This is a genomic window from Nocardia sp. NBC_01329 (assembly GCF_035956715.1).
In the GTDB taxonomy this organism is placed as follows: Bacteria; Actinomycetota; Actinomycetes; order Mycobacteriales; family Mycobacteriaceae; genus Nocardia.
In genome coordinates this window covers 907865-919322 of sequence record NZ_CP108381.1, presented here as the reverse complement: position 1 = coordinate 919322, position 11458 = coordinate 907865, and the positions used below count along the sequence as shown (strand labels likewise).

At 66.3% G+C, this 11458-nt stretch carries 11 protein-coding genes and 2 pseudogenes; 8 read left to right on the top strand and 5 right to left on the bottom strand.

All coding sequences use genetic code 11. The annotated features are described in order from the left end of the window. The first annotated feature begins 181 nt into the window (after window positions 1-181). Window positions 182-1120 (top strand): erythromycin esterase family protein, encoded by a 939-nt coding sequence (locus tag OG405_RS04300; RefSeq protein WP_327150342.1) that lies wholly within the window; start codon window positions 182-184, stop codon window positions 1118-1120. A 33-nt stretch (window positions 1121-1153) separates the two neighbouring features. Here OG405_RS04300 and OG405_RS04295 read toward each other — a convergent pair whose 3' ends face one another. The 4 genes from OG405_RS04295 to OG405_RS04280 form a co-directional block, all read right to left on the bottom strand. Next, on the bottom strand, window positions 1154-2425 hold the full coding sequence (locus OG405_RS04295) for an MFS transporter (protein ID WP_327150341.1): 1272 nt from the start codon (window positions 2423-2425) through the stop codon (window positions 1154-1156). After that, complete coding sequence (locus OG405_RS04290) at window positions 2422-2613, bottom strand: hypothetical protein (protein ID WP_327150340.1); 192 nt, start codon at window positions 2611-2613, stop codon at window positions 2422-2424. Before OG405_RS04290 ends, OG405_RS04295 begins: the two co-directional genes overlap by 4 nt. A gap of 374 nt (window positions 2614-2987) precedes the next feature. Next, window positions 2988-3647: a hypothetical protein gene (locus tag OG405_RS04285; protein WP_327150339.1), complete on the bottom strand. Its 660-nt coding sequence runs from the start codon at window positions 3645-3647 to the stop codon at window positions 2988-2990. Window positions 3648-3972: 325 nt separating this feature from the next. Then, window positions 3973-4623 (bottom strand): DsbA family oxidoreductase, encoded by a 651-nt coding sequence (locus OG405_RS04280; RefSeq protein ID WP_327152197.1) that lies wholly within the window; start codon window positions 4621-4623, stop codon window positions 3973-3975. Window positions 4624-4686: 63 nt separating this feature from the next. On the opposite strand from OG405_RS04280, the gene OG405_RS04275 reads away from it, so the two are divergent. From OG405_RS04275 to OG405_RS04250, 6 genes and pseudogenes are all read left to right on the top strand, one after another. Beyond that, window positions 4687-5082 carry a winged helix-turn-helix transcriptional regulator gene (locus OG405_RS04275; RefSeq protein ID WP_327150338.1) on the top strand — a complete coding sequence of 132 codons (396 nt, stop codon included), beginning with the start codon at window positions 4687-4689 and terminating at the stop codon, window positions 5080-5082. A gap of 94 nt (window positions 5083-5176) precedes the next feature. Continuing rightward, window positions 5177-5716: a hypothetical protein gene (locus tag OG405_RS04270; protein ID WP_327150337.1), complete on the top strand. Its 540-nt coding sequence runs from the start codon at window positions 5177-5179 to the stop codon at window positions 5714-5716. Window positions 5717-6257: 541 nt separating this feature from the next. After that, window positions 6258-6572 (top strand): hypothetical protein, encoded by a 315-nt coding sequence (locus OG405_RS04265; protein WP_327150336.1) that lies wholly within the window; start codon window positions 6258-6260, stop codon window positions 6570-6572. Window positions 6573-6751: 179 nt separating this feature from the next. Beyond that, window positions 6752-7414: pseudogene (locus tag OG405_RS29120) on the top strand (IS982 family transposase); the annotation flags it as partial. Between the two features lie 38 nt (window positions 7415-7452). After that, complete coding sequence (locus OG405_RS04255; protein ID WP_327150334.1) at window positions 7453-7866, top strand: Imm10 family immunity protein; 414 nt, start codon at window positions 7453-7455, stop codon at window positions 7864-7866. Window positions 7867-8442: 576 nt separating this feature from the next. Next, window positions 8443-9024 (top strand): TetR/AcrR family transcriptional regulator, encoded by a 582-nt coding sequence (locus tag OG405_RS04250; RefSeq protein WP_327150333.1) that lies wholly within the window; start codon window positions 8443-8445, stop codon window positions 9022-9024. 11 nt (window positions 9025-9035) lie between these two features. Here OG405_RS04250 and OG405_RS04245 read toward each other — a convergent pair. Further along, window positions 9036-9568 (bottom strand): annotated as a pseudogene (locus OG405_RS04245) (dihydrofolate reductase family protein); the annotation flags it as partial. Window positions 9569-9893: 325 nt separating this feature from the next. On the opposite strand from OG405_RS04245, the gene OG405_RS04240 reads away from it, so the two are divergent. Then, on the top strand, window positions 9894-11363 hold the full coding sequence (locus tag OG405_RS04240; RefSeq protein WP_327150332.1) for a glycosyltransferase family 39 protein: 1470 nt from the start codon (window positions 9894-9896) through the stop codon (window positions 11361-11363). The last annotated feature ends 95 nt before the right edge of the window (window positions 11364-11458 follow it).

Genomic DNA, 11458 nt, shown 5'->3' with positions numbered 1-11458 from the left:
GTAGTCGTGGCATTCGCCGGAAATTGGGCGAATACGACGTAGTCGCTTCGACTACCAGCAGCGCCTACCGCTGACCACGGTGTTCCGCGCGCGGGCATGTTGCCTTCCAGCGACGGGCCGCTGGGGGCGCGTCGACAGCCTTGCTTGACCTGAAGTTAACTTCAGGTATCAGGATGGCCGCATGACCATGATCGACACTCCGAGGCAGTGGATCGAGCAGCACGCCCATCCGCTGGCTACTTTCGAACCCGCTGCGCCACTGAACGACCTCGCGCCACTGGGCGACCTAGCCCGGAACGCGAACGTAGTCGCGCTCGGCGCAGCGACCCGCGACACACATGAGTTGTCCGTCCTCGCCCACCGAATGCTGCGGTTTCTGGTCGAGGAATCGGGGTTTCGCACTGTTGCTCTGGAAGGCGACAGCGCAGCGAGTAGCGCGATCAACGACTATGTGGTCGCCGGCGTCGGTGACCCGCGCGCACTGATGGCGAATGCTCGGACCTTCTGGCGGACCCAGGAGTTGCTCGATGTCGTCAAATGGCTACGGCGCTACAACATGCGACATCCGCACGACCCGGTTCGGGTTGCTCAGGCCAGTGATGCCGTGCCACCTTCATACGACCTCGGTGACATCGAACGATTCATGGCGGAGGAGGTTATCCGCTGGCACGAACGGACCGGAGAGAAGATCGTCTACTGGGGCGGTATGGCGCATACGGCCGATGGCATGTCGCGGACGATCCCGATGTCGGGGCAACGGATCGCTCATCGCAACGCCGGCAGTTACCTTCGGCAGCGCTTCGGTGCCGGCTATATCTCCATGGGATTGATGTTCGATCATGGGGTCGGCGCACAGAACTATCCCACGCCGCCAACAGATTTCATAGACTCCACGCTCGGCGACACTGCTCTTGATGCCTACCTTTTGAACCTGGCGATGATCAGCTCCGCTCGCGCCCAGCCGTGGCTGACCGAGCCCGCGAAGTCGCGGCTGGTCGGCCCCGGCTACGACCCCGCCGATGACGCCGACCAATATCTGGCGGGCGGTTCGCTGGCGGAGTGGTTCGACGGTGTCGTTCACTGCCGGAAAGTGACCGGCGCTCACTGGCTTCATCAGTGACCTGGCCGATCATCTGCCCGCGTCGCAAGGCGATCAGCCACCGGCACACAGCCACTCGGGGGGTGCGGGACGGGGCGTCGTCGCGGCACGGCCCTCGACCCGCAGTAGCGGGGCGAGCAGGGCCGTCGCCACGGCGAGCACGGGAAGTATCAGCAGCGCGGCGCGCACACTACTGTGCTCGGCGACGAAGCCGACGAGGGGTGGGCCCGCCAGGAAGGCGAAGTAGCCGGTCGTGGAGACCGTGGCCACCGCGGTACCGGGCGAACCGGTGTGGAGCCGGCTGGCCGCGCTGACGACCAAGGGGAAGGACGCCGCGATCCCGAGGCCGACCAGCGCGAAGAAGACCACCGCCACCACCGGTTGGCCCGTCGCAAGCGTGACCACGGAACCCGCGGCGGTCAGCAGCGCGCCGACCCGGACGACCCGGACGGGGCCGGAGCGGTTGGCCGCCCGGTCGCCGCTCAGCCGTCCCACCGTCATGGCCAGGGCGAAGGCCACGTATCCCGCGCCCGCCAGGCCGGGCTCCGCGTCGAGCGAGTCGGCCAGATACACGCTGCCCCAGTCGGTCACCACCCCTTCGATGAGCAGCACACACAGGCCCAGGATGCTGAGCAGCAGCAGCCTGGGCGTGAAGCGGGAGGGGCGGGCGCGCGCAGGTTCCCGCTTCTGCCCGGGTTCGTGCTGGTGTGCGGAAGGCCGCAGTGCCGCCGCAGCCACCCCGGCCGCGAGCAGGGAGACCACAGCTGTGGCGGCGAACTGGGCGCGCGGCGTCACACCCCCTGCCGCCGCGAGCGTGCCGAGCAGTGCCCCGGCCAGAGCGCCCGCGCTGAACAGGGCGTGGAACGAGGAGATCCGCGTCCTGCCGCTGCTCCGCTCCAGGTCCACCGCGTGCGCGTTCATGGCCACGTCCAGCGCGCCGACCGCGCCGCCGAGCACGGCCAGGCTCACCAGGAGTTCGGGCAGCGAACGCGCCAGCCCCGGCAGCGCGATAGCCGCCGCGTACACCAGGACCGCGCTTCGAGCCACCGCCCGGCTGCCGAACCGGTTCACCAGCGCTCCGGCCGTGGGCATGGCGGGCACGGAACCCAGCGCGACACCGAGCAGGGCGAGTCCGAGCTGCCCGTCGGAGAGCTGGAGCTGCTCCTTGACCTGCGGGATGCGGGGCGCCCAACTCGCCAGGACGAGACCGTTGAGGAAGAACACCGCGTAGAGCGAGACGGCGCCGCTGCCTCGTCCGCTCTTCGGCGACGAGGTCTGCGGAGTCGACGGGGTCTGCGGAGTCGACGGGGTCTGCGGGGCGCTCACTGCGGCGAGGTGGATACGGGGGGTCGTACGCCGGCCCCTTCCGGCACCAGCTCCGGTGCCGAGGTCGCCGGGTGGGAGGGGGCGCAGTTGAACGCCTCCGCGTAGCGAACCCTCACCTGTTGTCCGCGATGCGCCGCCTGCTGCTTCGTCAGATTCCAGCCGGCCGCATTGAAGAAGATCAGGTGCATGTCCTGGACCGTATGAGTGCAACACGCAAAAGTGCAAGAGATATCGGGGGTCGAAGAAGTGGGCATGGGAGCGCTTCTCTATAGCTTGCTCGCCGAAGATCGTGCGTGTTCACCGTGAATGAAACGTTCTCGACTGGAACCCGACTGGGTTCGCGTGCTGGCGCGGTGAATAGCGACGGGTTCCAGCGAACTGGGGACTGCAACGCCGCCGAGGACGACGGCGGGACTGTGGGGCCGCTTCAGTCTCCGGTGCAAGATCCCAAACCGCGGCCATGGTCAGTAAGCGAACGACCCCTACTTCACGCCCAGCCCGCGCCGACAGAAGAGTTTCCGATTCTGACCTGCCCGCGGACGCGTCTCTGCCTTGACGGCGGCTAGCGCGATGTCATTGGGTGGTCTGGCACTCGAACCAGTCCGCCATCGAGGCAGAAGTGGTACCAGTCACCGCCGAGGTGGTGACCGTATTGGCCCACCTCGGGCGGTCCGCCGGGGAGATGAGCGAATCCTCCGCTCCCGTCCATACAGTTGTCCGAGCTGGGGCCGGTCATGAAGTAGATGCCATCGTTGTCGCGTTCCACCCTGTGGATGCGGTAGAGCCCGAGCCAGTCACCGTCGAACGTCCGCGGAGCGACACCACCACGCACCTGCCGTGCGGAATCGTCGAATGCGTGCGCCGAAACAGACCAACGCACAACCATCGGCAGGTTTGTGCTCCACGCGACCGCCGTGAGTGCGACCACCAGCGAGGGCGCAAGCAGGAGGCAGAGCTCACGTACTCCAAACCGCCGGGACCGGAACGACAGAGTCAAGTAGACGATGCCGCGGACGAGGTAGCAGAGCGCAACCACGAGAATTGCCAGCACGCTGATCAAGAACAATCTCAGCCCGGGCTCGGTGCCGCCAGGATTACTCGACCAGACGAGTATGCCCAGAGAGGGCACGACGATGCAGGAGAGCAGTAGATACCCGGGTGGCCGTGACCAGAATCGCCGCTTGTCCGGTCCGCCTGGAAGCTCGGGGTGAGTCGCGACCATGCCGGAAGCCTAACCAGTGCCCCCTTGCCGAATCCTCGACGGCGATCAACGGCCTGCGCGGAGGCCAGGGAAACCCCAGTCCCGCAATCCGCAACCCAACTCCGAACAATCGGAGCCACAGACCGTGGCGAGTCAGATTTCGGGCCGCAGGTCACCCGTTTCATCGACCGCAAAGTGCATGCGGAACAGACAGCGGTCGTCGGCAGCTTCTATGGGCCGCTGCATGAGGTTTCGGGCGAGCACGCTGTAGTCGACTGCGGTCTTTTCGCTGAGCCCGAACGCGATCCCGTTCCGCAGGGGCGAAGAAGGCAGCGTGGAGCTCGTGTCAGGCCTTGGCCGGCAGCACGGCGTCCTGTAGCCGCCCGAGGATGTCGGCGACGGAGAGAGCGCCGGAGACGGCTCGCCGTCCGGTGAAGGAGAAGCTGGGAACGCCGGTGACTCCGAGCCGGGCGGCGCGCCGCTCGTCGGCGCGCACGGAGTCGCCGAACCGGTCGCCGTCCAGCAGCGCCTTCACCTCCTCGGTGTCGAGCCCGGCCTCGCTGCCGAGCCGGACCAGCGTCTGCCGGTCGCCCAGGTAGGCCCCTTCGGCCGCGTATCCCCGCAGCAGTCGCTCGCGTACCGGCTCTCCGAGCGAGCGGTGCTCGCCGAAGTGGATGAGTCGGTGCGCATCGAAGGTGTTGACCGGCACCGCGTTCTCCAGGTGGTACTCCAGCCCCACCTCGGCGGCGAGCTGGGTGACCATCGCCATGCCCGCGGCGGCCTGCTCGGGAGACATGCCGAGGTCGCGCTGCATGCATTGGGGAATCGTCAGCCTGCCGTCCCGGGGCCCGTCGGGGTCCAGCTCGAAGCTCCGCCAGGTGACCGTGACGGAGTCGCGGTGCTCGAACCGCTCCAGGGCGGCCTCGAAGCGACGCTTGCCGATGTAGCACCAGGGGCAGACGACGTCGGACCAGATCTCCACAGTAATTTCGATCATGGACACCACGGTAGAGGGTCGGCTTTCTTTTCGTAAGGGCATACCTTGCGGTAAGCTACGGATGTGGACGCCAAAGCTGAGGTCAAGGACGGCAAAGCCGTCGCGATGAGCGACGCATTCACGGCGGACTGCCCGGCCCGCACGGTGCTGAACCATGTCAGCAGCCGCTGGGGCGTGCTGATTCTGGCCTCGTTGCAGGAGGGGCCGATGCGCTTCTACGTGCTGCGGGACAGGATCGGCGGCATCAGCGAGAAGATGCTGTCCCAGAATCTGCAGGTCTTCGTGCGGGACGGACTGATCGCCCGTGAGGTCGAACCCACGGTGCCGCCCCAGGTGACCTACTCGCTCACCCCCATCGGGCGTGAGCTGGCGATGACGCTCGGCGGTCTGGTCGAGTGGATCACGCACCGGATCGGGGACATCGTCGCCGCGCGCGAGCGTCACGACGAGGAGGAGTGAACCCGCCATGCGCCGCTCCGACTGGAACAGCGGCGCGCCGGGCAGAGACGATCGATGACCGGGCCGCATCCCGTATCTGGGTACGGCCCTTACCGTGAGGTCAGGCATCCTGGTCGGCATGCACGACTGGCCCGCACCCGACTCCGGCGAGGTACCGACACCGGAGTTGGTCGCCGCATGGGTGGCGCTCGACACTATCCGGTCCGAACGGATCCCGGTCTGGGCAGCGCACTGGCTCGTTCAGGGCCATGACGGTGAAGCGCTCAGGACCTTGGCTGGGTTGACCGGCACTGATACGCATGAGGTGCACGACACGCTTCCTGCGGCGTTGGCCGACTGCGCTGTAGTTGTCCCGGACTCGGATGCGGCCGCGGCCCGAGTGGCGTTCACCAAACTCGCGCGCATGCATGCCGATAACCGAGCCACCGAAAGATGGGTACTCGACAAAGTGTGCGAGATCGTCGACCGGTCCGGCTATGCCGACAGTGTCACCGCACTTCCGCTGGGCCAGATCTTTCATCTCCAGGACGAGTGGGGAGCGGGCTGGGGACGAACGGAACAGCAACTCACGTATGAGATCCAGAGGGCCTGCAGAGCTCAACTTGCCCCTGGTGACCAGACCAGCGATCACTGATCGACCGCTGTGTCGAATGCCGCGAAGTTTCAGCGGGGCGCTGCATCAGCGACCGCGCGATGGTTGCGTAGGCGAGCGCGGTCTTGTCGCTGAGTCCGAAAGTGTGCGCCAGATGTAGTGGATCGGCGCGAGACGCGAGTGACTCGCGAAGGACGCGGTCGGCGCGGATGTGTTCGAGCGCGATACCGAGCAATCCGAGGTGCCAGGTGAGGCAGTAGGCAGGTGATTGCTCCCTGTCGCTGGGCCGTTTCGGGCGGCCCGGGGTGCCGCGGTGGGTGGATCCGGTGCTCGTCGGTGTATGTGTCCGGGCCGGAGGAGATGGATATGGCCGGGGTCGCTGAGAATCGGCCCACCGTGAAGCTGGTCGCGCACTGCCGCCGGTGCCACGGCTGGTTGTTGTCGCCGCGCACGTCGGGCCTATCCATTCCGCGATCGAACGCGGTGAGAGAAGCCACCGTGACAGCGGCGGCAATGTGCCACGACGTTCGATCTGGGGGACGCGAATCGAACGAGGGCTGCTGACCGTGTCACGATCTCCGGCATGTTCGAAGAGAAACTCGATACGCTCTCAGAGATGTTGGCCGAGCACATGGCCAGGCCGTTTCCGCCCGGCTTCCGCGGCCTGAGCATCGAGGGCTGGGACATGGTGCTGCTCGACTCGGATGCCTACAGCTATGCCGCACGCGTCCTTGAAGGCCCACTCAACGAGCCTTATCACACGGGTCTGATGCGGATGACGGCGGTGTTCGAGAAGGTTCTCCCGGCGATCGAAGACGAGTACGCGACCACGTATTACACCCACGTCCGCGACATGGCCGTGCTGGCCGCCGAAGTCGCGACTTTGCGCGCGAAGTAGCCACCTGCCCGGAGGTTTCGGCAGGCTGAACGTCAGGGCCGAGGACCATCTGCGTGAAATGTTCCGGCAGCACCCGGTTGGGCTTCCGAGAGGCCGAGTGCCACGCCGACCGAGACGCTACCGCACATAGTTTCGTGAGTCGCCCGTGAAATCGGGGCAGTTGCGCCAGTTCAGAGGTTGAGTCCGCACATAACAAGCGACTCCGGAACGCGCTGGGTCTGGTCAAGCGGGTGATCCGGGTGCTGGCGCGGTCGAGTGATTTCTGGCTCGATGACTGCTGGATCGTGGACTCCACCCCGGTGCCGTGCGGGGCGTGCCGGCCCACGGTGAAGCGTTCGGAGGTGGTGCGGCTACTGCGCGTCGCACTCGCGGTTCTACTGGGGGCTGAAACTGTATCTGGTGTGCACCCCGACCGGGATGCCGATCCTGTGGGCTCTGGCCGGCCCTGAAATCGGTGAGCGCGAAGTGCTTTCGGCGATGCTGGAGGCCGATGCCGCGGTGCCGGGTGAGGGATGAGGGCATTCTGCTGATCTGTGACAAGGGTTGCGCGGGCCGGGAGTTCGAGACCCCGGTGGGTGAGTACGGGATCACCACGCTGCGGCCCTCGCGCAAGGACGAGAAGGCCCGCTACGGTGAACCGCTGTTGAAGAAGGTGCGTCAGCTGATCGAGTCGGTCGACGACACCCTCAAAGGCCAACTCGACCTGGAAGACCAGCGGACCCTCGTTTCAGGGTGTCGCGATCCGCGTCGCCCAGCGCGTGTTGGCGATGGCCACCGCGATCTGGCGCAACCACACCACCGGCGCACCCGTCACCCGGTCACTGATCGCCTACGGCCACTGACCGACCCTCGGATCAGGCGAGCATGCTAGAACACGTGCATGGTGTACAGGTTCACGGCGCTGGTTGTGTGCGGGCTCGATGATCCAGATATAGACGATTGCATGATGGCGGGCGTGGCGGAGTCGAATGACGAAGAGGGGTTCTCCTTGTTGTTCATGTGCGACTTCGATGAGCCCGACGAACAGGACGTGTCGCTGGGCATGGACACGCATTGCCTTGTTACGCCCGATCAGGGCACTGCCTACGGCTGCGTACGCGACGTGGAGCTGACCGACGACGTGCTTCGGGTGACCTTGGATCCCGAGTCGCTGGACGATCTCGGCCTGACCGATCCCGTTGTCGAGGCGTTGCTGCGTGCGCCGGCAGCGGACGTGGCACGCTTGCGGGAAGTGCTGCCGCGCATCCTGGTCTACGGACGCCCAGATACCCGGCCGCGACTGATCACTTCGTAGCAATTCGGCAGCGGAGATAGCGCCTCGATCTGCGACAATCGCACCACCGGCCAAACCCTCACCCGGTCACTCATCTCCTACAAACACTGACCGGACTTCGGACTTACTCATCTAGTTGGGGTCCCCGACTGGTGAGCTCGCGTATTCAACCGTCGCGCGAATTCTCGGACATCGGTCGGCGGCCGAGGCCCGTCCGTATCGGTGGATAGTCAGCATCCCGAACCATGGCCCGCGCGGCCGCTCAACGCACTGCCGATGCCGATGCCGATGCCGATGCGCGTGCATATCTGGTCCAGCGGTACCCCTCCGATGATTCGACAGGGTTCCATTTCAGCGTAAAACGGGTGCTTCGTGGACTACCGGCAGTTGTTCGTTGAGGTCAGCAAGAGGCCGGGCATGTATGGCCTCGACGGCTCCTTCGGACAGTTCGTTGCTTTCCTCAACTGTGACAAGGCAGGCTGGTGAGGGCTCGTCTCGGGTTGTCGACGGTTTCCAACCAGGGACTGTATCCATATCCGCCCGATTCTCGGCGGTTACCACCGGAACCCCCGCAACGTTGCGTTGTAATCTGAGCTCATGGACCAGTCAGCGGATCCGGGCGCAATCGGCCGGCCCCGGCGTGCCGAGGAGATCTTCGCGGCGGCCCTCGGACTTCTCGCCACCGAGGGATACGAGGGACTGACCATGGAGTCGGTCGCACTTCACGCAGGCGTCAACAAGACCACGCTCTACCGGTGGTGGAAGTCCAAGGACGAGGTACTCGCCGCTGCCCTGGCCGGCTCGGAACTGCTCGCTTTCCGGGTGCCCGATACCGGCAGTCTGCGCGGCGACCTGATCGAGACGACCCGCAGTATTCGCGACCTCCTCACCGATACTTCGACCGCCCCCATCGCGACCGCGGTGCTGGCGGCCTCGCCTCGGCGACCGTCACTGGCCGCGGTCGGGCGAATGTTCTTCGCGGACCGCGCCGCCCGCGAACATCCGATATTCCAGCGGGCGGTGGAACGCGGTGAACTCGACGCCGCGACCGACCCGCGGCTGGTCATGGATATGCTCGCGGGCGCGATCTGGTTCCGCCTGTTCCTGCGCGCCGAACCTGTCGAGGCAGCAGATATCGACGCAGCGGTGGATATGGTGCTCGGCGGCGTCACCCCGTAGCGCGGCGACGGCAGTGTCCGGCTCTCGATCAGCTCGAGATCGAAATCGTCGACACCCCGCAGGACGGGCTCCGCTCCGGTCCGCCCGGTGATCACCGGGAAGATCGTCACCTGCACCCGGTCGACCAGGCCGGCGGCCATCAGCGCCCAGTTCAGCGACAGGCTGCCGTGCGACCGCAACGGCACCTCGGACTCCGCCTCGAGCAGGGCGACGATATCGACAGCGTCCCCACTCGCGACGGTAGCGTCCGGCCAGTCGAGCGGTTCTTCCAAGGTGCTCGACACCACCGTCGCGGGCAGGTTCCGCATCCGGGTGACCCAGGGGTCGCCCCGGACTCCTTATCGACCGCGCCGAGCATTTCGACGAACTGCCGAAAGGTATCGGCGCCGAATACCATCCGCTGCTCGGCACCGAACAGTGCGAAACGGTGGCCGAGCAGTTCCGGGCCCTGTTTGCCCCAGTAGCCACCCCAGTCGCCGCCTTCGCCGTAAGAGCCGTAGCCGTAGAGGCTGGAGAAGACGTCGAAGGTGTAGGTAGCGGGCATGATGCTCTCCTCGGGTGCGGTTATCGGCTGTACCGACCGGGGACCGCGAAGAATCTCAACAGCGCCGGACTTCCGGAGTCCGCCCGCAATGCCAATCCGGAGAGGGCATCGCATCAGGATTTTTATCGGTATAGGCGTCGATTACACGCGGGCCCGACAGTAACCACCGAATTCGGCGGTGTCGGATTCCGGTCTTCATCCCAACGGATGAGAGCGGCGCGGCGGCGTCCCTCCCCGGTCGCGCCCGGAGCACACGCTACGGAGGATGCGCCGGACCTCGTCATGGCTCAGAATCTCAGGTGGTAGTTCAACAACGGAGGTCGATGTGCGCGCAGCGATACAGTCCCGGCCGGCCACCTCGGTGGTCTCCGAGTTCGCGGGCAAACCGGTGGGAATCGTCGCGGTCGTCGTCGCGCTCGCCCAGCTTGCCTGCAGCGCCATCGGCGGATATTGGTTCGACGAGGCCTACATGCTGGCGATCGGCCGGCACCACCTGGATTGGGGATCGGCCGACCAACCGCCTGTGGCCCCGGCGCTCGCCGCGCTGGCCGACTGGCTCGCCCCGGGTTCGCTGGTGGCGCTCCGCTTGCCCGCGGTGCTCGCGACCGCCGGCGCGGTCGTCGTCGTCGCCCTCATTGCCAGGGAATTCGGTGGTGACCGGCGCGCGCAGACGCTCGCCGCACTCGCCCAGGCCACGGCACTGTGGGTGACCATGGCCGGCCACTGGCTCACCCCGTACACCTTGGAGCCGGTGCAGTGGCTGCTGCTCATCTGGTTGCTGGTGCGATGGATTCGCGTACGCGAGGACCGATTGTTGCTCGCGATGGGGGTTGTCGCCGGTGTGGCCGCCGAAACCAAATTCCAGGTACTGCTGCTGTGCGTGGTTCTGCTGGTGACGGTGGCTGTCTTCGGGCCGCGTGATCTGCTGCGCCGGCCGCTGCTGTGGGTGGGTGCCGGGGTAGGCCTGCTCATCGCACTACCAACACTCTGGTGGCAGGCCGTCCACGGCTGGCCCCAGTTGCGTATGGGGACGGTGGTGGCCGCCGAGGCCGAGGCCCTGTACGCCGGCCGGCCGGGGGTGGCCGTATCGCTCATCGCCCTGGCCGGGTTCGCGGGCATGGTACCGGCCCTGTACGGGGTGTGGCGGCTGCTGCGCGCCGAAGAACTGCGGGCCTACCGTTTTCTGGGTGTGACCGCGGTAGTGCTCTACCTCGTCTTCGTCGTCACGATCGGCCGCCCCTACTACCTCGGCGGGCTCTACGGAGTGCTGTTCGCCGCGGGGACAGTGGGACTCCAGCAGCGCCAGGCGGCCGGTGGCCGCCTGGGCTGGGGACCCCGGATCGCCTACGGACTCGGAATCGCCACGGGCGTGGGCATGCTGGTCCTCTCGGCCGGTGCCGTGACACCCGACGTTCCTCGAGCGATCACCCACCGCACCGTTACCGCCTACGACACGCTACCGGCCGGCGAGCGCGAGACCACAGTCGTCCTCGGGCAGTCCTATATCTACGCCGCGTACCTCGACGTGCACTCCCCGGCCGGTGCGCTCCCGGCGGTCTACAGCACCAACCGCAGCTACGGCTATTTTCCGCCGCCGCCGGATTCCGCGCGCAACGTGCTCTACCTCGGTACGGCACCTGACGAACTCCGCGACCATTTCGAGTTGTGCGATGAACTGATCGACACCGACGCGGATCAGGACGACGAGGCGGACTACACGGTGTGGCTGTGCCGCGACCGGCGGGATTCGTGGCAGGAGCTGTGGCCGCGACTACGCCATCTCGATCTGTCGTGACGTCGATTCGGCATCACATACTGCGATCCGGCCGCCGCCGGGGACCGATTCTCTGGCGGCGGCGAGAGAATCGAGTGCGCCGGGTGTGACGCCGG

Coding starts and splice junctions, on each gene's coding strand:
- OG405_RS04300 (WP_327150342.1), top strand. CDS start 182: ATGACCATGATCGACACTCCGAGGCAGTGGATCGAGCAGCACGCCCAT.
- OG405_RS04290 (WP_327150340.1), bottom strand. CDS start 2,613: ATGCACCTGATCTTCTTCAATGCGGCCGGCTGGAATCTGACGAAGCAG.
- OG405_RS04255 (WP_327150334.1), top strand. CDS start 7,453: ATGGTGTACAGGTTCACGGCGCTGGTTGTGTGCGGGCTCGATGATCCA.
- OG405_RS04250 (WP_327150333.1), top strand. CDS start 8,443: ATGGACCAGTCAGCGGATCCGGGCGCAATCGGCCGGCCCCGGCGTGCC.
- OG405_RS04280 (WP_327152197.1), bottom strand. CDS start 4,623: ATGATCGAAATTACTGTGGAGATCTGGTCCGACGTCGTCTGCCCCTGG.
- OG405_RS04285 (WP_327150339.1), bottom strand. CDS start 3,647: ATGGTCGCGACTCACCCCGAGCTTCCAGGCGGACCGGACAAGCGGCGA.
- OG405_RS04265 (WP_327150336.1), top strand. CDS start 6,258: ATGTTCGAAGAGAAACTCGATACGCTCTCAGAGATGTTGGCCGAGCAC.